Source organism: Streptomyces sp. NPDC050703 (genome assembly GCF_040654435.1).
In the GTDB taxonomy this organism is placed as follows: domain Bacteria; phylum Actinomycetota; class Actinomycetes; order Streptomycetales; family Streptomycetaceae; genus Streptomyces.
On record NZ_JBFAHX010000072.1, the window covers coordinates 1 to 23,077 of the forward strand.

Sequence of the window (23,077 nt, forward strand, 5' to 3'; positions counted from 1 at the left end):
GACGCGCTGGCGGAGCGTCGTCGTGCGGTGGGGTTGCCGGCGGTGGCGGTGGCGTGGGGTCCGTGGGGTGGTGGCGGCATGGTGGCCGGTGCCGGTCAGGACGCCGCGGCGCAGTTGCGGCGCAGGGGTCTGCCGACGATGGCTCCGGAGGTGGCGATCACGGGGCTGGCGACCGCGTTGGAGCGGGGTGACGGCAATGTGGTGGTCGCCGATGTGGACTGGGAGCGGTTCGCGGGGACGTTCATGGCCAGGCGGTCGAGTCCGCTGCTGGGTGAACTGCCGCAGGTGCGGGCCGCGTTCGAGTCGGAGTCGGCTGAGAGTGGCGGCCTGTCTGCGCTGGCGCAGCGCCTGGCCGGGCTGGATGAGGTGGAGCAGGAGCGGCAGCTGACCGAGCTGGTCCGCTATGAGGCGGCCGCGGTGCTCGGTCACGTGTCGGGGGATGCGTTCTCGGCGTCCCGCGCGTTCCGGGAGCTGGGCTTCGACTCGCTGACGGCGGTGGAGCTGCGGGCCCGGCTGAGTGAGGCCACCGGTGTCGCGCTGCCCGCGACGCTGGTCTACGACTACCCCAACGCCGCCGTACTCGCCGCCTACCTCCGCACCGAACTGTCCGGCGCGGTCCCCGCCGCCTCCGCTTCGGTGGCCATGTCGAGTGCGACCGACGAGCCGATCGCGATCGTGGCGATGGCCTGCCGGTTCCCGGGCGGTGTGACGAGCCCGGAGGAGCTGTGGGACATCGTCCTGTCGGGTGAGGACGCGGTGTCGGAGTTCCCGGCCGACCGCGGCTGGGATCTGGAGGCGCTCTACGACCCCGACCCGGACTCGGTGGGCACCTCGTACTCCCGGTCCGGCGCCTTCCTCACCGACGTCGGCGCGTTCGACCCGGCGTTCTTCGGGATCTCGCCGCGCGAGGCCCTGGCGATGGACCCCCAGCAGCGGCTGCTCCTGGAAACGTCCTGGGAAGCCTTCGAACGGGCCGGCGTCGACCCGGAGTCGCTGCGCGGCGAACGCGTCGGCGTGTTCGTCGGCTCGAACATGCAGGACTACGGCTGGGTCCTCGGCGCCGCCGCCGACGACATGGGCGGATACGTGGCGACCGGCAACGCCGCCAGCGTGGCGTCCGGCCGCCTGTCGTACACCTTCGGCCTTGAGGGCCCGGCCGTCACGGTGGACACGGCGTGCTCGTCGTCGCTCGTCGCCCTGCACCTCGCGGTGCAGGCGCTGCAGCGGGGCGAGTGCGAGATGGCGCTCGCAGGTGGTGTGACGGTCATGTCGACGCCGACCTCGTTCGTCGAGTTCAGCCGGCAGCGTGGCCTCGCCATGGACGGCCGGTGCAAGGCATTCGCAGGCGCGGCTGACGGCACGGGCTGGGGCGAGGGCGTCGGCATGCTGTTCGTCGAGCGCCTTTCGGACGCCCGCCGCAACGGCCACCAGGTCCTCGCCGTCGTCCGCGGTTCGGCGGTGAACCAGGACGGCGCCTCCAACGGCCTGACCGCCCCCAACGGCCCCTCGCAGCAGCGCGTCATCCGCCAGGCCCTGGCGAGCGCCGGCCTGTCCCCGGCCGACGTGGACGTGGTCGAAGCACACGGCACGGGCACGAAGCTGGGCGACCCGATCGAGGCGCAGGCACTCCTCGCCACCTACGGCCAGGACCGCCCCGCCGACCGGCCGCTGTGGCTCGGCTCGATCAAGTCGAACCTCGGTCACACGCAGGCCGCCGCCGGTGTCGCGGGCGTGATCAAGATGGTCATGGCGATGCGGCACGGAGTGCTGCCCAAGACGCTGCACGTGGACGAGCCGTCGCCCCACGTCGACTGGTCCGCCGGTGCCGTGGAACTGCTCACCGACGTTCGTGAGTGGCCTGCCGCGGACCGGCCGTGGCGGGCCGGTGTGTCGTCGTTCGGCTTCAGCGGCACGAACGCGCACACCATCATCGAGCAGGCCCCCGCCCTAGAGGAGGACGAAGCTTCGGAGCCGGAACTCGACGGTCCCGTGCCGTGGGTACTCTCGGCACGGAACGCCGAGGCGCTGCGCGAGCAGGCCGCACGACTTGAGTCCTTCGTGTCCGAGACGCCGGATCTGGCCGTGGCGACCGTGGGCCGCGCCCTGGTGTCCTCGCGGGCGACGCTGGAACACCGCGCGGTGGTGGTCGGTACCGACCGCGCGGAGCTCCTTGCCGCGCTGGAGGCCGTGGCCGAAGGCCGGATGACCGGTGCCGTGGTCACGGGGGCGGCCGATGAGCCCGGCCGGATGGGCTTCCTCTTCTCGGGGCAGGGTTCGCAGCGGCTGGGGATGGGTCGCGAACTGGCGGACCGTTACGAGGTGTTCGCGGGCGCCCTGGACGCCGTACTGGACGAGTGCGATCCGCGGGTGCGTGAGGTGCTGTTCGGCGAGGACGCCGAGGCGCTGAACGAGACCGGGGTGACCCAGCCCGCGCTGTTCGCCGTCGAGGTGGCGCTCTTCCGGCTCCTTGAGTCGTGGGGCATCCGTCCCGACGTGCTTGCCGGTCACTCGATCGGTGAACTGGCCGCCGCGCATGTGGCCGGTGTCTGGTCGCTGGCGGACGCAGTGAAGGTGGTGTCGGCGCGGGGTGCGCTGATGCAGGCGCTGCCGGCCGGTGGAGCCATGGTTGCCGTCCAGGCGACCGAGGCCGAGATCGTGCCGGACCTGTCGGAGACGGTCGGCCTGGCCGCCGTCAACGGTCCCACCTCCATCGTCGTCTCCGGTGTCACCGCAGATGTCGAGGTGGTCGCGGAGAAGTGGCGTGCGGCGGGCCGCAAGGTGTCGCGGCTGAAGGTCAGCCACGCCTTCCACTCGCCGTTGATGGACCCGATGCTCGACGACTTCAGGCGGGTGCTGGAGGGTGTCTCCTACGAGGCGCCGACGGTCCCGGTCGTGTCGACGCTGACCGGTGTCCGTGCGAGCGCCGATGAGCTGGCCTCGCCCGAGTACTGGGTGCGGCACGTGCGCGAGGCCGTCCGGTTCGCCGACGCCGTCGGCACGCTCACGGACGAGGGCGTGGGCACGTTCGTCGAGGTCGGCCCCGGCGGCACCCTGGCCGCGCTCGGCCAGGAGACCGCGCCGGAAGCGACCTTCGTACCGACGCTGCGTGCCGACCGCCCGGAGGCCGTGGCCGCGACGACTGCCGCGGGTCACCTGCACGTGCGTGGCGTCCGGGTGGACTGGGAGGTGTTCTTCGAGGGGCACGGCGCACGGCACGTGGACCTGCCCACGTACGCCTTCCAGCGTGAACGCTTCTGGCCCGACGTGCTGCCGGTGATCGGGAACGTCGCGGCGGCCGGGCTCGGAGCCGCCGAGCACCCGCTGCTCGGTGCGACCGTCACCCTCGGCGGCACGGATGGTGTGCTGCTGACCGGGCGGCTGTCGCTCCAGACCCATCCCTGGCTGGCGGACCACGAGATCATGGGCTCGGTGCTGCTGCCCGGTACCGCGTTCGTGGAGCTGGCGGTACGCGCGGGGGACCAGGTCGGGTGCGACCTGGTCGAGGAGCTGACGCTTGAGGCCCCGCTCGTTCTGCCCGAGAGCGGCTCGGTGCGGGTCCAGGTGTGGGTCGGTGCGGCCGACGCTTCGGGCCGGCGCGAGCTGACCTTCCACTCCAGTGCCGGGGACACCGACGACGCCGGTTCCTGGACCCGCCACGCCACCGGCGTGCTGGGTGCCGGCGGGCGCTCCGGTGGGACCTCGCTGACGGAGTGGCCGCCCACGGGCGCGGAGGCCGTCGACCTGGACGGTTACTACGACCGCATGGTCGCGGGCGGCTTCGGCTACGGACCGGTGTTCCAGGGCCTGCGGTCGGCCTGGCGCGACGGTGACGAGATGTTCGCCGAGGTCGCGCTGCCGGAGGGCGCGAAGGCCGACGGCTTCGGTCTGCACCCGGCGCTGCTGGACGCGACGCTGCAGGCCATCGGCCTCATGGGAGAGGCCGACGCCCCCGGCAAGCTGCCGTTCTCGTGGTCGGGTGTGCGGCTGCACGCCTCGGGCGCGACAGCGCTGCGGGTACGGTTGGCGCCCACGGGTGCCGACGGAGTGGCGCTGACCGTCGCGGACGGCTCCGGTGCCCCCGTGGCCACGGTCGACTCGCTGGTGCTCCGCCCGGCGGCCCCCGTCCAGGGTGCCGGTGACGAGCGCGGTGACGCGCTGTTCGGCGTCGACTGGGCGCCGGTGCCCCTGGCCGCGCAGGACGATCTCCCCACCGTCCGGTGGACCGACCTGGAGGCGGCGGCGGCCTCGGCGGAACGGCCCGACTACGTCGTTCTGCCGTGCCCGGTCACCGCCGGCGCCGACCCGGCCACCGGCGCGCACGAGGCGGCGCACCAGGCGGCACACTGGGCGCTGAACACGGTCCAGACCTGGCTCGACGACGAGCGGTACGACGCGTCGCGCCTGGTCGTCGTCACCCGCGGGGCCATCGCGGCCACGGCCGACGAAGACGCCCCCAACCTCGCGCAGGCCGCGGTGTGGGGCCTGCTGCGCTCCGCCCAGTCGGAGAACCCCGACCGGATCGTGCTGGTCGACCTCGACGAGGACACGGCGTCGACGGACGTACTGCCGTCCGCGCTGGCCACGGGCGAGCCGCAGATGGCGGTCCGTGCGGGCACCGTCAGCGCGCCGCGCCTGGCCAGAGCCCGCCACGCGGTGACGGACGACCCCGGCTTCGGCGACGGCACCGTACTCCTGACCGGCGCCACGGGCACCCTCGGCGGCCTCCTGGCCCGGCACCTCGTCGCCGAACGCGGTGTGCGCGACCTGCTGCTGGTCAGCAGGCGCGGTGCCGCCGCCGAAGGCGCCGACGAACTGCGCGCGGAACTGGTCGCGCTGGGCGCCGACGTGACCTTCGCGGCGTGTGACGTGGCCGACCGCGAGGCCCTCAAGGCCCTGCTGTCCGAGCACGACGTCTCCGCCGTCGTCCACACGGCGGGCGTCCTCGACGACGGCACGATCGGTTCACTCACCCCCGAGCGCATCGACACCGTCTTCCGGCCCAAGGTCGACGCGGCCTGGCACCTGCACGAACTGACCCGCGACCTCGGTCTCGACCTCTCCGCGTTCATACTGTTCTCGTCCGCCGCCGGTGTCTTCGGTGGCGCGGGCCAGGGCAACTACGCCGCCGCCAACGCCTTCCTGGACGCCCTCGCCCAGCACCGCCACGCCACCGGCCTCGCCGCGACCTCGCTCGCCTGGGGCCTGTGGGCCTCCGGCGGCGGCATGGCGGGCAGCCTCGACGACGCCGACGTACGCCGCATCACCAGCGGCGGCGCTATCCCGATCGGCGCGGCCGAGGGCCTGGCGCTGTTCGACGCGGCGGCCTCCACCGGCCGCGCGCTCCTCGCACCGGTTCCCCTGGACCTTTCGGTGCTGCGACGGCAGGCGCGTACCCACCCCGTACCGCACCTCCTGCGCGGCCTGGTGCGGGGCACCGCACGCAGGACCGTCGATCCCGCCGCCGCGAGGACCGCGCTGGCGCAGTCACTGGCCGGCATGACCGAGGCCGAGCGGGAGAAGGCGCTGCTCGACCTCGTGCGTACCACCGCCGCCGCCGTGCTGGGCCACAGCTCGGCGCACGCCGTCGCGCCCGACCGGGCGTTCCGGGAGCTGGGCTTCGACTCGCTCAGCTCCGTCGAGCTGCGCAACCACCTCAACGCGGCCACCGAGCTGCGCCTGCCCGCCACGCTGGTCTTCGACCACCCGAACCCCGCCGCGCTCGCCGCGTTCATCGGCACCGAGATCGCGGGCGCGCCCGTCGTCGCGGCGCCCACCCGCAGGACCGCCACGGTGACCGACGAGCCGATCGCGATCGTCGGCATGAGCTGCCGCTACCCCGGCGGCGTCGCGTCGCCCGAGGACCTGTGGCGACTCGTCATCAACGGCGACGACGCCATCAGTGAGTTCCCCGTCAACCGTGGCTGGGACCTGGACGCGCTGTACGACCCGGACCCCGAGCACACGGGCACCTCGTACACCCGCGAGGGCGGCTTCCTGCACGACGCCGACCTGTTCGACCCGGCGTTCTTCGGCATCTCGCCCCGCGAGGCACTGGCCATGGACCCCCAGCAGCGACTGCTCCTCGAAGCGTCCTGGGAGGCCTTCGAGCGGGCCGGCATCGCGCCGGAGACGGCGCGGGGCAGCGCGACCGGCGTGTTCGCCGGCGTCATGTACCACGACTACGTGTCGCGACTGCGGTCCGTCCCCGAGGACGTCGAGGGCTACCTCGGCACCGGCGGCGCCGGCAGCGTCGCCTCCGGGCGCGTCGCCTACGCCCTGGGCCTCGAAGGGCCCGCCGTCACCGTCGACACCGCGTGCTCCTCGTCCCTCGTGGCCCTGCACTGGGCGATCCAGGCGCTGCGCCAGGGCGAGTGCTCGATGGCGCTCGCCGGTGGTGTCGCGGTGATGGCGACCCCCTACACGTTCGTCGACTTCAGCCGCCAGCGCGGCCTGTCCGCCGACGGCCGGTGCAAGTCCTTCTCCGACGACGCCGACGGCACCGGCTGGGGCGAGGGCGTCGGCATGCTGCTCGTCGAGCGCCTCTCCGACGCCCGCCGCAACGGCCACCCCGTCCTCGCCGTCATCCGCGGTTCCGCCGTCAACCAGGACGGCGCCTCCAACGGACTCACCGCGCCCAACGGTCCCTCGCAGCAGCGCGTCATGCGCCAGGCGCTGGCCGGCGCGGGCCTGGCCCCGTCCGACGTGGACGCGGTCGAGGCCCACGGCACGGGCACCACCCTCGGCGACCCGATCGAGGCGCAGGCGCTCCTCGCCACCTACGGCCAGGACCGCCCCGAGGACCGGCCGCTGTGGCTGGGCTCGATCAAGTCGAACATCGGTCACACCCAGGCCGCCGCGGGTGTCGCCGGTGTCATCAAGATGGTCATGGCGATGCGGCACGGAGTGCTGCCGCGGTCCCTGCACGTCGGCGAGCCCTCGTCGAAGGTCGACTGGTCGGCGGGCGACGTCGAGCTGCTGACGCGTGCGCAGCCGTGGCCGGAGACCGGCCGCCCCCGCCGGGCCGGTGTGTCGTCGTTCGGCGTGAGCGGCACGAACGCGCACACCATCATCGAACAGGTGCCGAGCGAGGAGCATGCCCCGGCCCCGGCCGAAGGGTCCCTCGCGGGCCCCCTGCCGTGGGTGCTGTCCGCCCGGAGCGCGGAGGGGCTGCGGGAGCAGGCGATCCGGCTCCGTGAGCACGTGACGGGCGAGCCGGGGGCGGGTGCGGCGGACGTCGCCTACTCCTTGGCGACGACGCGCTCGGCCTTCGACCACAGGGCCGTTGTCGTGGGCGACGACCGCGCGACGCTGATCGACGGCCTCACCGCCCTCGCCGAGGACCGGCCGTTCCCTGGCCTCACCGCCGGGTCGGTCGTCGTCGGTGGCGTGGGCCTCCTGTTCTCGGGGCAGGGTTCGCAGCGGCTGGGAATGGGCCGTGAACTGGCCGAGCGGTACGAGGTGTTCGCGGGCGCCCTGGACGCCGTACTCGACGAGTGCGATCCGCGCGTGCGTGAGGTGCTGTTCGGCGAGGATGCTGATGCACTGAACGAGACGGGTGTGACCCAGCCCGCGCTGTTCGCCGTCGAGGTGGCGCTGTTCCGGCTCCTTGAGTCGTGGGGCATCCGTCCCGACGTGCTGGCGGGTCACTCGATCGGCGAGCTGGCCGCCGCGCACGTGGCTGGTGTCTGGTCGCTTGCTGATGCGGTGAAAGTGGTGTCGGCGCGTGGTGCGCTGATGCAGGCGCTGCCGGCCGGTGGAGCGATGGTCGCGATCCAGGCGTCCGAGGCCGAGATTGTGCCGGACCTGTCGGAGACGGTCGGCCTGGCCGCCGTCAACGGTCCCACCTCCGTCGTCGTCGCCGGTGTCACCGCCGACGTCGAGGCCCTCGCGGAGAAGTGGCGTGCGGCGGGTCGCAAGGTGTCCCGGCTGAAGGTCAGCCACGCGTTCCACTCACCCCTGATGGACCCGATGCTCGACGGCTTCCGCCGGGTGCTCGACGAGGTGTCCTACGAGGCGCCCGCCCTCCCGGTCGTGTCGACGCTGACCGGTGTCCGTGCGAGCGCCGATGAGCTGGCCTCGCCGGAGTACTGGGTGCGTCACGTGCGCGAGGCCGTGCGGTTCGCCGACGCCGTGGGCACGCTCACGGACGAGGGCGTGACCACGTTCGTCGAGGTCGGCCCCGGCGGCACCCTGGCCGCGCTCGGGCAGGAGACCGCGCCGGAAGCGACCTTCGTACCCGTGCTGCGTGCCGACCGGCCGGAAGCGGTGGCCGTGACGACCGCCGTGGGCCACCTGCACGTGTGCGGCGTGCGCGTGGACTGGGAGGGCTTCTTCGCCGGTCGCGGCGCGCACCGCGTGGACCTTCCCACGTACGCGTTCCAGCACCAGCGTTACTGGCTGGACTCCGGGACGGCGGCAGGTGACCTGGATGCCGCGGGACTCGGTTCGGCCGGTCACCCGCTGCTCGGCGCGATCGTCGACACCGCCGACTCGGACGGGCAGCTCTTCACGGGCAGGCTGTCGGTGGCGACCCACCCGTGGCTGGCCGACCACGTGATCCAGGGCTCGGTCCTGCTGCCCGGCACGGCGTTCCTCGAACTGGCGGTGCGCGCGGGCGACCAGGTGGGCTGCGATCTGGTGGAGGAGCTGACGCTTGAGGCGCCGCTTGTGGTGCCCGAGCGTGGTGGCGTACGCGTCCAGGTGCAGGTCGGTGTGGCCGACGAGTCCGGTCGGCGTCCGGTGACGGTGCACGCGCGGGACGACGACAGCGACCTGTGGATGCGGCATGCGAGCGGTGTGCTCGTGAGCAGCGCCGAGGCGCCCCCGGCCGATGCCGGTGTCTGGCCGCCGGCCGGGGCGGGGCCCGTGGACCTGGACGGGCTGTACGACCGCATGGCCGACGGCGGCTTCGGCTACGGGCCGGTGTTCCAGGGTCTGCGGGCCGCCTGGCGCAAGGGCGACGAGGTGTTCGCCGAGGTCGCGCTGCCGGACGGCGCGGGCGTGGACGGCTTCGCCCTGCACCCGGCGCTGCTGGACGCCTCCCTGCACGCCATCGGACTGATGGGGGAGACCGATGGCCCCGGCAGGCTGCCGTTCTCCTGGTCGGGTGTGCGGCTGCACGCCTCGGGGGCGACGGTGCTGCGGGTGCGGTTGGCGCCCGCCGGGTCCGACGGCGTGTCGTTGGCGGTCGCCGACGGCTCCGGTGCCCCGGTGGCCACCATCGACTCGCTGGTGCTGCGCCCGGTGACGGCGACGACTCCGGCGCGGCAGGGCTGGGAGTCCCTGTTCCGTCTCGACTGGGTGCCTGCCCCCGTACCGGCCGCGCGTGCTGGTTCCGTCGCGGAGTACGCGGACTGGGCGGCGGTGCGAGCAGCGCTGGACGCGGGGGAGTCCCTGCCGGACCACGTCGTGGTGCGGTGCGCGGAGACCTCCCACGCGGACGCCGTGCGCGGCAGGACACTGGACGCCCTGGAACTGGTGCGGGGCTGGCTGAACGACGACCGGTGCGGGGCGTCGCGGCTCGTGCTCGTGACGCGCGGTGCCGTCGCCGTGGGCTCCGAGGACGACGTGGCGGACCTGGCGTCGGCCGCGGTGTGGGGCCTGGTGCGCTCCGCCCAACTGGAGGACCCCGACCGCTTCGTCCTCGTGGACATCGACATCGACGCCGACGCCGACGCCGACGCCGACGGTGACGGCGGCCTGCGGTCGGCTCTCGCGACCGGCGAGACCCAGGCCGCCGTGCGCGACGGCCGGGTGTTCGTCGCCCGCCTGGCGCGCGTGCGGCCGGAGCCGGCCGGCACGGGACCGGCGTTCGGCCCCGACAGTTCCGTCCTGGTGACCGGCGCTTCGGGAGCGCTGGGCGGTCTCATCGCCCGGCACCTCGTCGGCACCCATGGCGTCGGGCGTCTGGTCCTCGCCAGCAGGCGCGGGGCGACGGCCGAAGGCGCCGAGGACCTGCGGGCCGAACTGACCGCGCGGGGCGCCGAGGTGACGTTCGCCGCGTGTGACGTCGCGGACCGGGACGCGCTCGCCGCACTGCTCGCCGAGCACCCCGTGACCGCGGTCGTGCACACCGCCGGTGTGCTGGACGACGCCACGATCGGCTCGCTGACCGCGGACCAGGTCGACACCGTGTTCCGGCCCAAGGCCGACGCCGCGCGGCACCTGCACGAACTGACCCGCGGACTGGACCTGTCCGCCTTCGTGCTGTTCTCCTCGGTGGCGGGCACCCTGGGCGCCACCGGCCAGGGCAACTACGCGGCGGCCAACGCCTTCCTCGACGGCCTCGCCCGGCGCAGGCGAGCCCAGGGCCTGCCCGCGACGTCGCTGGCCTGGGGCCTGTGGGCCGACGGCATGGGCGCCAAGGTGGCCAAGGCCGCCGAGAACGGCCTCTCCGCGGAGGAGGGCGTCGCGCTGTTCGACGCCGCCGTCTCCGGAGCCGACCCGGTCGTCGTACCGATGCGGCTCGACCTGCGGGCCGTACGGGAACTCCCGGCCGTCCCGCCGGTGCTCAGCGGCCTGGTGCGGACCACGACCCGCAGGGCCGCGGAGAGCGGCGACCCCGCGGCGGCGCTCCGCGACCGGCTCGCCTCGCTGGCCGGGGACGAGCGCGAGCGGGTGCTCCTCGACCTCGTGCGCACCCAGGCGTCCGCGGTGCTCGGCCACGCCGGGCCCGAGGCGGTCGCGCTCGGCCAGGCCTTCACCGAGCTGGGCTTCGACTCGCTGACCGCCGTCGACCTGCGCAACCGGCTCAACCTGGCCACGGGCCTCCGTCTGCCGGCCACGCTGGTCTTCGACTACCCGACGCCCGCGGCGCTCGCCGCGTTCATCGGCACGGAGTTCGCCGACGCCCCCGCCGACGCGGCGCCCACCGGCACCGCCGTGGCCGTGGCCGTGACCGACGAACCGATCGCGATCGTCGGCATGAGCTGCCGCTACCCCGGCGGCGTCCGCTCGCCGGAGGACCTGTGGCGCCTCGTCTTCGACGGCGCCGACGGCATCACGCCGTTCCCGACCGAGCGCGGGTGGGACGTGGAGGCGCTCTACGACCCCTCGGGCGAACGGGACGGCAGTTCCTACACCCGCGAGGGCGGCTTCCTGCACGACGCCGACCTGTTCGACCCGGCGTTCTTCGGCATCTCACCGCGTGAGGCGCTGGCCATGGACCCGCAGCAGCGGCTGCTTCTTGAGACCTCCTGGGAGGCCTTCGAGCGGGCGGGCATCGACCCCAGGTCGCTGCGGGGCAGCGCGACCGGCGTGTTCGCCGGCGTGATGTACCACGACTACGCCTCCCAGCTGTACGGCGTGTCCAAGAGCAGCGAGGGCTTCCTCGGCACGGGCAACGCGGGCAGTGTGGCCTCCGGCCGCGTGTCCTACACCTTCGGCCTCGAAGGCCCCGCGATGACCGTGGACACGGCCTGCTCGTCCTCGCTCGTCGCGCTGCACCTGGCGGCCCAGGCGCTGCGGTCGGGGGAGTGCTCGCTGGCGCTCGCGGGAGGCGCCACCGTCATGGCGACGCCCGGCGCGTTCGTCGACTTCAGCCGCCAGCAGGGCCTCTCGCCCGACGGCCGGTGCAAGTCGTTCTCCGCCGACGCCGACGGCACCGGCTGGGGTGAGGGCGTCGGCATGCTCGTACTGGAACGCCTCTCGGACGCCCGCCGCAACGGCCACCCCGTCCTCGCGGTGGTCCGCGGCTCCGCGGTGAACCAGGACGGCGCGTCCAACGGTCTCACCGCGCCCAACGGGCCCTCGCAGCAGCGGGTGATCCGCCAGGCGCTGGCGAGCGCGGGCCTGTCCCCGGCCGACGTGGACGCCGTCGAGGCACACGGCACCGGCACCACCCTGGGCGACCCGATCGAGGCGCAGGCGCTGCTCGCCACCTACGGCCGGGACCGCGCGGGCGAGCCGCTGTGGCTCGGTTCGCTGAAGTCGAACATCGGCCACACCCAGGCCGCCGCCGGTGTGGGCGGCGTCATCAAGACGGTGATGTCGCTGCGGCACGGCGTACTGCCCAAGACGCTGCACGTCGGTGAGCGCTCGCCGCACATCGACTGGTCGGCGGGCGCCGTGGAACTGCTGACCGAGGCACAGCCGTGGCCCAGCACGGACCGGCCGCGCCGTGCGGGCGTCTCGTCCTTCGGCTTCAGCGGGACCAACGCACACGTCATCATCGAGGCGCCGGAGCCGGAGCCGGCCGACGGCACCGACGCTCCCCGGTCGCCCGGTGCGCCGCTCGGCCCGTGGCTGCTGTCGGGCCGCACCGAGGACGCCCTGCGCGAGCAGGCGGCACGGCTGCGCGACCACCTGGCCGCACGGCCCGAACTCGACCCCGCGGACGTCGCCGGCGCGCTGGCGGCCTCGCGGACCGCGTTCGAGCACCGGCTCGCGGTCGTCGGCAAGGACCTCGACGACTTGGTGGCCGGACTCACCGAAGCCGTCGAGGGACGGCCGGGCAGCGGCGTCGTCCAGGGCGTGACGGACGAGCACCGGCTCGGCTTCCTCTTCTCGGGGCAGGGTTCGCAGCGGCTGGGAATGGGCCGTGAACTCGCCGAGCGGTACGAGGTGTTCGCCGACGCCCTGGACGCTGTACTGGACGAGTGCGATCCGCGGGTGCGTGAGGTGCTGTTCGGCGAGGACGCCGACGCGCTGAACGAGACGGGTGTCACCCAGCCCGCGCTGTTCGCCGTGGAGGTGGCGCTGTTCCGGCTCCTTGAGTCGTGGGGCATCCGTCCTGACGTGCTGGCGGGTCACTCGATCGGCGAGCTGGCGGCGGCCCACGCGGCCGGTGTGTGGTCGCTGGCGGACGCCGTGAAGGTCGTGTCGGCGCGTGGTGCGCTGATGCAGGCGCTGCCGTCCGGTGGCGCGATGGTCGCGATCCAGGCGTCCGAGGGCGAAATCACCCCGGACCTGTCGGAGACGGTCGGCATCGCGGCGATCAACGGCCCCACCTCTCTCGTCGTCTCCGGTGTCGCCGCCGACGTCGAGGCGGTCGCGGAGAAGTGGCGTGCGGCGGGCCGCAAGGTGTCGCGTCTCAAGGTCAGCCACGCCTTCCACTCGCCGCTGATGGACCCGATGCTCGACGACTTCCGCCGGGTGCTCGAAGAGGTTTCGTACGAGGCGCCCGCCATCCCGATCGTGTCGACGCTGACCGGCGCCCCGGCGAGCGCCGAGGAGCTTGCCTCGCCCGCGTACTGGGTGCGGCACGTGCGCGAAGCGGTCCGCTTCGCCGACGCCGTGGCCGAGACGGGCGCGGACGTGCTCGTCGAGATCGGTCCCGGTGGCGTGCTGTCGGCGCTCGGGCAGGAGTCGCTGCCTGACGCGGCCTTCATACCGGTGCTGCGCGGTGACCGGGCGGAGGACGGAGCCGTCAAGTCGGCGCTCGCCGAGCTGTACGTGCGCGGCGTGCACGTCGACTGGGCCGCCTGCTTCCCCGGCAAGGGGCACGGCGTGGATCTGCCGACGTACGCCTTCCAGTACCAGCGGTTCTGGCCGGACACGAGCGCGCGGCCCGCGACCGACGCGTCCGGGCTCGGGCTCGGGTCCGCCGACCACCCGCTGCTCGGGACGGCGGTCGCGCTCGCGGACGAGGACACCGTCCTGTTCACGGGCAGGCTGTCGCTGCGGACGCACCCCTGGCTCGCCGAGCACGAGATCATGGGGTCGGTGCTGCTGCCCGGCACGGCCTTCGTCGATCTCGCGGTACGTGCCGGTGACCAGGTCGGCTGCGCCTCGGTGGAGGAGCTGACACTGGAGGCTCCGCTGGTGCTTCCCGAGCACGGCGGTGTGCAGGTCCAGGTGCGCGTCGGCGCGCCGGACGCGTCGGGCCGCCGCCCGGTCACGGTCCACGCGCGGGAGGAGAACAAGGACCTGCCGTGGTCCCGGCACGCCAGTGGCGTCCTCGCCGAAGACGCCGGCGCCCCCGCCGACCTCGGCGCCTGGCCGCCGGCGGGCGCGGAGCCCGTGGAACTGGACGGTCTCTACGACGGCATGGCCGACGGCGGCTTCGCCTACGGCCCGCTGTTCCAGGGGCTGCGCTCGGTGTGGCGCGCGGGCGACGAGGTGTTCGCCGAGGTCGCGCTGGCGGAGGACGCCTCTGTCACCGGGTTCGGTGTGCACCCGGCGCTCCTCGACGCGGTACTGCACGCGGTGGCGTTCGGTGTGCTGGCCCCGGCCGAGCACGGACGGCTGCCGTTCGCGTGGTCGGGGGTCAGGCTGCACGCCGAGGGCGCGACGGCGCTGCGGGTGCGGCTGAGCGCGGTGGGCCCTGACGCGGTGGCCCTGGCCGTCGCCGACGGTTCAGGCGCCCCGGTCGCGAGCGTGGACTCGCTGGTGCTCCGCGCGGTGTCGCCGGAATCGCTCCGGACGGCACGCGGGCGCGAGTCGCTGTTCCGCCTCGACTGGCTGGCCGCCCCGGCGGCGGCCGCGAGTGCCGGTTCGGTGGCCGAGTTCGCCGACTGGGCCGCGGTGCGGTCCGCCATCGACGCGGGCGAAGCGCTGCCGGAGAACGTCGTGGTGCGGTGCCCGCGGCCCGCGGGCGTGGACGCGGACGCGGTGCACAGGCAGGCGCACACCGCGCTGGAACTGGTGCGGGGCTGGCTGGCCGACGACCGCTGCGAGGCGTCGCGGTTGGTCCTCGTGACCAGTGGCGCCGTGGCCGTGCGCGCCGAGGACGACGTGGCGGACCTGGCGTCGGCCGCGGTGTGGGGGCTGCTGCGGACGGCGCAGGCGGAGAACCCCGGCCGCTTCGTCCTGGTGGACGTCGACGACGAGGACGGCTGGAAGCCGGCCGTGCTCGGCGCGGAACCCGAACTCGCCGTGCGCGGCGGTGAGGCGTTCGTGCCGCGGCTCGTCCGGGCCCGCCCCACGGTCGAGGAGGGCCGAGGCTTCGGCGCGGGCCCTGTCCTGGTGACGGGTGCGAGCGGGATGCTCGGCGGGCTCGTGGCCCGGCACCTGGTCGAGCGGCACGGTGTGCGGCGGCTCGTCCTCGCCAGCAGGCGCGGCCAGGTCGGCGCGCTGCACGAGGAGTTGCGGGAGCGGGGCGCCGAGGTCACCACCGTCGCCTGCGACGTGGCGGAGCGGGACGCGGTGGCGGCGCTGCTCGCCGAGCACCCCGTGACGGCCGTCGTGCACGTGGCGGGTGTCCTGGACGACGGTGTCATCGCGTCGCAGACGCCGGAGCGTATCGACACGGTGTTCCGGCCGAAGGTCGACGCGGCCTGGAACCTGCACGAGCTGACGCGTGACCTGGACCTGTCGGCGTTCGTGCTGTTCTCCTCGGCCGCGGGCACGCTGGGCAACCCCGGCCAGGCCAACTACTCGGCCGCCAACGCCTTCCTCGACGCGCTCGCCCGGCACCGCCGCGCGCGGGGCCTGCCCGCGACGTCCCTCGCGTGGGGCCTGTGGGCCGGAGAGGACGGCATGGGCGCCCGCATGGCCGAGTCCGGAGCCGCGGGCCTGTCCGCGGAGGAGGGCATGGAGCTGTTCGACGCGGCGGCGCTCGGCGACGACCCGGTCGTCGTACCGATGCGGCTCGACCTGCGGGCCGTACGGGAACTCCCGGCCGTACCGCCCGTGTTCGGCGCCCTGGTGCGGACGACGGCCCGCAGGGCGGCGGACAGCGGGAGCGGCCCCGCCGCCGCGCTGCGGGACAGGCTCGCGGCGCTGCCGCCGACCGAGCGGACGTCGGCGCTGGTGGACGTGGTGTGCACGCACGTCGCGGCCGTACTGGCGCTGCCCGGCGCCGGGGCGGTCGACGAGCGGCGCGCCTTCACCGAGCTGGGCTTCGACTCGCTGACCGCGGTCGAGCTGCGCAACCGCCTCGGTGCCGCCACCGGGCTCCGCCTGCCCGCCACCGCGATCTTCGACTACCCGACACCGCTCGACCTGGTCGGCCACATCGCGGACACGCTCGTCGTCGACGAGCCCGACGGGGTGGCGCCGCTCCTCGCGGAGCTGAGCCGCATCGAGGCGGGCCTCGCCTCGGTCAAGCCGGGCGACGACGAGGAGGACAGGGTCGGCGCCCGCCTCGCCGCGCTCCTCGCCGCGTGGCGCGAGAGCCGGGCCGACGCCGAGGCGCAGGCGTCCGACGACCTTGAGGCCGCCACGGACGACGAGGTGTTCGACCTGCTCGGCAAGGAGTTCGGCATCTCCTGACCCGCTCCCTCCGCCCCGGCCACCGCATGTGCACGAACACTCCATGGAGTTGGAAACGATGAACAACGACAACGCGGGCAACGCAGACAACGCGGGCAGCGCGGACAACGCCGACAAGCTCCGCTACTTCCTGAAGCGGGTCACCGCCGACCTGCGGGACACCCGCAGACGCCTGCGCGAGATCGAGGAGGGCGAGCAGGAGCCGGTCGCGATCATCGGCATGAGCTGCCGCTACCCCGGCGACGTACGGTCCCCCGAGGACCTGTGGGAGCTGGTCGCCGGCGGCCGCGACGGCGTCACGGCGTTCCCCGGCGACCGGGGCTGGGGCGAGGTCGAGCTGTCCGACCCCGAGGACCCCGAGCGCGAGTTCCGCACCGAGGGCGGCTTCCTCCACGACGCGGCCGAGTTCGACCCCGGCGTCTTCGGGATCTCGCCGCGCGAGGCCCTGGCGATGGACCCCCAGCAGCGGCTCCTCCTGGAAACCTCCTGGGAGGCCTTCGAGCGGGCCGGGATCGACGCCTCCACGCTGCGCGGCAGCAGGACGGGCGTGTTCGCCGGAGTGATGTACCACGACTACACCTCGCGGCTGCGCTCCGTGCCGGAGGGAGTGGAGGGCTTCCTCGGCACCGGCGGCTTCGGCAGCGTCGCCTCCGGACGCGTGTCGTACACCTTCGCCCTTGAGGGGCCCGCCGTCACGGTGGACACCGCCTGCTCGTCCTCCCTGGTCACACTGCACCTGGCGGCCCAGGCGCTGCGCTCGGGCGAGTGCACGCTCGCCCTGGCCGGCGGTGTCACCGTGATGGCGACGCCGGACACGTTCATCGGCTTCAGCAAGCAGCGCGGCCTCGCCGCCGACGGCCGGTGCAAGTCCTTCTCCGATGACGCCGACGGCACCGGCTGGGGCGAGGGCGCGGGCATGCTGCTCCTTGAGCGGCTCTCCGACGCCCGCCGCAACGGCCACACCGTCCTCGGCGTGCTGCGCGGTTCGGCGGTGAACCAGGACGGCGCGTCCAACGGCCTGACCGCGCCCAACGGCCCCTCGCAGCAGCGCGTCATCCGGCAGGCCCTGGACAGCGCGGGACTCACCGCCGACCAGGTCGACGCGGTCGAGGCGCACGGCACCGGCACCACCCTCGGCGACCCCATCGAGGCGCAGGCACTCCTCGCCACCTACGGCCGGGACCGCGCGGGCGAGCCCCTGTGGCTCGGCTCGGTGAAGTCCAACATCGGGCACACCCAGGCCGCCGCCGGTGTCGCGGGCGTCATCAAGTCGGTCATGGCGATGCGGCACGGCGTGCTGCCGCCGACCCTGCACGTCGGCGAGCCCTCCCGGCACGTCGACTGGTCGGCGGGCGCCGTGGAACTGCTCACCGAGGCGCGGCGGTGGCCCGAGACGGGACGGCCGCGCAGGACGGCGGTGTCGTCCTTCGGGATCAGCGGGACCAACGCCCACGTCATCCTCGAACAGGCCCCGGCCGACGACCCCGACGGCGGTCGGGGCGAGACCGCGGCCCCCGTCGCCCCGGTCCTCGCCGACGCCGTGCCGTGGGTCCTCTCCGGCAACGACCCCGCCGCCCTGCGCGCACGCGCCGCCGCCCTCCTGTCCCACCTGGCGGGCCGCGACGAGACACCGGCCGACATCGGCTACTCGCTCGCCGTCAGCAGGACCGCGCTCGAACACCGGGCCGCGGTCGTCGGCACGGACCGCGCGGAACTGCTGTCCGGACTCCAGGCCCTGGCGGGCGGCGACGAGGCACCCCACGTGCTGCGCGGCACGGTCGGCACACGCGGCAAGCTGGCGTTCCTGTTCAGCGGCCAGGGCAGCCAGCGGGTGGGCATGGGCCGCGAGCTGTACGCGGAGTTCCCCGTGTTCGCCCGGGCGCTCGACGAGGTCTGCGCCGGCCTGGACGCCCACCTGGACCGGCCGCTGCGGGAGGTGCTGTTCGCCGAGCCCGGCAGCGAGGCCGCCGCCCTGCTCGACAAGACCACGTACACCCAGCCCGCGCTGTTCGCGATCGAGGTGGCGCTGTACCGCCTCGTCACCGTCTGGGGCCTGACCCCGCAGTTCCTCGCGGGCCACTCCATCGGCGAACTCGCGGCGGCTCACGTGTCCGGCGTGTTCTCCCTCGCCGACGCGTGCACGCTGGTGGCCGCGCGCGGCAGGCTCATGGGCGCGCTGCCCGACGGCGGGACGATGCTGTCGCTGCGCGCGGACGAGGACACCGTCCGCGGCCTGATCGCCGAGCACGGCGGCACGGTGGACGTCGCGGCCGTCAACGGCCCCGGGTCCACGGTGATCGCGGGCGACGCCGACGCCGTGGCCGCCGTCGACGCCGCGTGGCGCGAGCGCGGCGGCAGGACCCGCTACCTGCGGGTCAGCCACGCCTTCCACTCACCGCACGTGGACGCCGTCCTCGCGGACTTCCGCGCCGTCGCCCGGACCGTCACCTACGGCACCCCGGCCATCCCGGTCGTCTCCACCCTGACCGGCGCCGTACTGACCCCGGAGCAGGCACGCGACCCCGAGCACTGGGTACGCCACGTCCGCGAGGCGGTGCGGTTCCTCGACGGGATGCGCCGCCTCGGCGAGCAGGGCGTCACCCACTTCCTGGAGCTGGGCCCCGACGCGGTGCTGAGCGCCGCGGGCCGCGACTGCGTCGACGAGGGCGCGCTGCTGGTCGCCGCGGTACGCGCCGGGCGGCCCGAGGGCACCACGCTCACCTCGGCCGTCGCGGCCCTGCACGTGCGGGGCGTCGCCCTGGACTGGCAGGCGGTGTTCGCGGGCCGCGGCGCGCACCGCACCGACCTGCCCACCTACCCCTTCCAGCGCAGCAGGTACTGGCTGGACACCGGCACCTACGCCGGAGACGTCGCCTCGGTGGGCCTGCGCCCCGCCGACCACCCGCTCCTCGGCGCCGCCGTCACCCTGGCCGACGAGGAGGGCGCCCTGCTCACCGGCAGGCTCTCCCTGGCCACCCACCCGTGGCTGGCGGACCACACCGTCGGCGGTGTCATCCTCGTACCCGGCGCGGCCCTTGTGGAGCTGGCGATCCGGGCGGGCGACCAGGTCGGCCTCGACCACGTCGAGGAACTGACCCTGGCGGCGCCGCTGGTCCTGCCCGCGGACGGCGCGGTGTCCCTCCAGGTGTCCGTCGGGGCCCCGGACGAGTCGGGGCGCCGCGCGCTGAACGTGTTCTCACGGCCCGACGAAGCGGCCGACGGTGCGGCCGACGACCAGCCGTGGACACGCCACGCCACAGGCACACTCGCGGCGGGCACGGCCCCGGCCGCCCCCGAGGCGGGCGCCGGGACCTGGCCGCCCGCCGGAGCCGAGCGGATCGACATCGAGGGCCGCTACGACGACCTCGCCGCGTCAGGACTCGGCTACGGCCCCGCCTTCCGCGGCCTGCGCGCGGCCTGGCGGCTCGGCGACGAGGTCTACGTCGACCTCGAACTGCCCGACCAGGACGGCGCGGGCTCCTTCGGACTGCACCCCGCCCTCGTCGACTCCGCGCTGCACGCCATCGGCCTCGGCGGCTTCGTCACCGACACCGAGCGGCTGCACCTGCCCTACTCCTGGCGCGGCGTGCGGCTGCACAGCAGCGGCGCCTCGGCGCTGCGGGGGCGGCTGTCCCCCGCGGGCGCCTCGGGCGTCGCGATCGACCTGACCGACGGCACGGGCGCTCCCGTCGCCTCGGTCGGCGAACTGTCGCTGCGCCCCCTGACGGCGGACGGCCTGACCGGCGACCGCGTCGACTCGCTGTTCCGCGTCGACTGGACGCGGATACGGCCCGCCGAAGCGGCCCCGGCCGGCTGGGCGGTCCTGGGGGAGGGGACGGAACCCGCCGGACCGGCCCCTGCGTACCGGGACCTCGCCGCGCTGGCGGAGGACGAGGTGCCCGGCCTCGTGTTCGCCCCCGTGCCCCCGGCCGTGAGCCCCGCGGAGGCGACGCACCGGGCGCTGGCCCTGATCCGGGCCTGGCTCGCCGACGAACGGTTCGCCTCTGCACGGCTGGTGTTCGTCACCAGCGGCGCGGTGGCGGCAGGACCCGACGAGGACGTCACCGACCTGGCCAACGCCCCCCTCTGGGGCCTCGTACGCGCGGCGCGGTCCGAACACCCCGGCCGGTTCGCGCTCATGGACACCGACCTCGCGTGGTCCGAGGTCGCCGCCGGCACCCTGCCTGCGGCCATCGCCACCGGCGAGCCGCAGCTGGCCCTCCGGGCCGGAGAACTGCTCGTGCCGCGGCTCGTCCGGGCCCGCCCCGATGCCGGGCAGGAGCCGGACTTCGGCACCGGCCCTGTCCTGGTGACCGGTGCGAGCGGGATGCTCGGCGGGCTCGTGGCCCGGCACCTGGTCGAGCGGCACGGTGTGCGGCGGCTCGTTCTCGCCAGCAGGCGCGGCCAGGTCGGCGCGCTGCACGAGGAGTTGCGGGAGCGGGGCGCCGAGGTCACCACCGTGGCCTGTGACGTGGCGGAGCGGGACGCGGTGGCGGCGCTGCTCGCCGAGCACCCCGTGACGGCCGTCGTGCACGCGGCGGGTGTCCTGGACGACGGAGTGATCGAGTCGCTGACCCCGGAGCGCGTCGACACGGTGTTCCGGCCGAAGGTCGACGCGGCCTGGAACCTGCACGAGCTGACGCGTGACCTGGACCTGTCGGCGTTCGTGCTGTTCTCCTCCGCGGCCGGCACGTTCGGCAACGCGGGACAGGCCAACTACGCCGCGGCCAACGCCTACCTCGACGCGCTCGCCCAGCACCGCCACGCTCGGGGCCTGCCCGCGACGTCCCTCGCATGGGGCCTGTGGGCCGACGCGAGCGGCATGACCGACGAACTGGCGGAGACCGACCGGGGCCGCCTCGCGCGGGCCGGCGTCACCGCGCTGTCCGCCGAGGAGGGACTGCGGCTGTTCGACGCCGCCCTCGCCCTGCCGTCGGCCGTCGCCGTACCCATGCGCCTTGACCTCGCACCCCTGCGGGCCCGCCCCGAGGCCGTCCCCGCCCTGCTGCGCGCCCTGGTGCGCGCAGCCCGCCCCGAGGCCGCCAAGGCCGAAGGGGGACTGGCCGCCCGCCTCTCCGCCCTGCCAGGGGAGGAACGCCTCCCCGCGGTCCTCGACCTCGTACGCACCTGCGTCGCCGCCGTGCTCGGCCACGCATCCGCCGCCGCGGTGGAGGCGGAGCGGGCCTTCGACGAGCTGGGCTTCGACTCGCTCACCGCCGTCGAGCTGCGCAACAAGCTCGACGCGGCCACCGGCCTGCGCCTGCCCGCCACGCTGGTCTTCGACTACCCGACCCCGCTGGCCCTGGCCAAGCACCTGCGCGCCACGCTGCTCGGCGACGACGAGACGCGTACGGCGACCGTGCGCACGGCGGCAGCCGACGACGAGCCGATCGCCATCGTCGGCATGAGCTGCCGCTACCCCGGCGGAGCCAACTCGCCCGAGGACCTGTGGCGCCTGGTCGCCGAGGGCCGCGACGCGGTGTCCGACTTCCCCGACAACCGCGGCTGGGACGTCGAGTCGCTCTACGACCCCGACCCCGAGAACACCGGCACCAGCACCGTCAGGTCGGGCGGCTTCCTCTACGACGCCGCCGACTTCGACCCGATGTTCTTCGGCATGTCACCGCGCGAGGCGCTCGCCGTCGACCCGCAGCAGCGGCTCCTGCTGGAAACCTCCTGGGAGGCGTTCGAGCGGGCGGGCATCGACCCGAAGTCGCTGCGGGGCAGCGCGACCGGCGTCTTCGCCGGCGTCATGTACAACGACTACGCCGCCCGGCTCGGCCGCTCCCCGGAAGGCTTCGAGGGCCAGCTCGGCGTCGGCAGCTCCGGCAGCGTCGCCTCCGGCCGCGTCTCGTACGTCTTCGGCCTCGAAGGCCCCGCGGTGAGCGTGGACACGGCGTGCTCGTCGTCGCTGGTGGCCATGCACCTGGCGGCCCAGGCGCTGCGCTCGGGCGAGTGCACGCTCGCCCTCGCGGGCGGCGTGACGGTGATGGCGAGTCCGGCGACGTTCGTGGAGTTCAGCAGGCAGCGCGGTCTCGCCCCCGACGGCCGCTGCAAGGCGTTCTCCGCCGACGCGGACGGCACCGGCTGGGGCGAGGGCGTCGGCATGCTGGTCCTGGAGCGCCTCTCGGACGCCCGGCGCAACGGCCACCGCGTCCTCGCCGTCATGGCGGGTTCGGCGGTCAACCAGGACGGCGCCTCCAACGGCCTCACCGCGCCCAACGGCCCCTCGCAGCAGCGCGTCATCCGGCAGGCCCTGGCGAACGCGAACCTGGCCCCGTCCGACGTGGACGCCGTCGAGGCGCACGGCACGGGCACCACCCTCGGCGACCCCATCGAGGCGCAGGCACTCCTCGCCACCTACGGCCGGGACCGCGCGGGCGAGCCCCTGTGGCTCGGCTCGCTGAAGTCCAACATCGGCCACACCCAGGCCGCCGCCGGCGTCGGCGGTGTGATCAAGATGGTGATGGCGCTGCGCCACGCCGAACTGCCCAAGACACTGCACGCCGACGAGCGTTCACCCCACGTGGACTGGTCGGCGGGCGAGGTCGACCTCCTGACGGAGACCCGCCCGTGGCCGAAGCTCGACCGCCCGCGCAGGGCGGGCGTCTCGTCCTTCGGCGTGAGCGGCACCAACGCGCACATCGTCCTGGAACAGGCCCCGGAGGACGAGGAACCGGCTCGCCCGACAGCGCCCGGGGAGACCCCGGCCGACGCGGCGACGGTGCCGGGCCCGGTACCGCTGGTGTTCTCGGCGCGTACGGAGGGCGCCCTGCGCGCCTACGCCGCCCGGCTCGCGACCGCGACGGAGGGCACAGCGCTGGTCGACGTGGCGGACGGTCTCCTTTCGCGGTCGGTGTTCGACCATCGGGCGGTGGTGGTGGCCGGTGGCGCGGACGCGCTGTCGGCGGTGGCCGCCGGTGCG

At 74.5% G+C, this 23,077-nt stretch carries 2 protein-coding genes; both read left to right on the forward strand.

Annotated features, from left to right (window positions below):
* Nucleotides 1-78: 78 nt before the first annotated feature.
* Nucleotides 79-16,152, forward strand: coding sequence for an SDR family NAD(P)-dependent oxidoreductase (locus AB0I16_RS34810; RefSeq protein ID WP_363253678.1), 16,074 nt, complete (start codon nucleotides 79-81; stop codon nucleotides 16,150-16,152).
* A gap of 43 nt (nucleotides 16,153-16,195) precedes the next feature.
* Nucleotides 16,196-23,077, forward strand: a 6,882-nt coding sequence (locus tag AB0I16_RS34815; RefSeq protein ID WP_363253679.1) for a type I polyketide synthase, incomplete at its 3' end; no start/stop codon positions are given.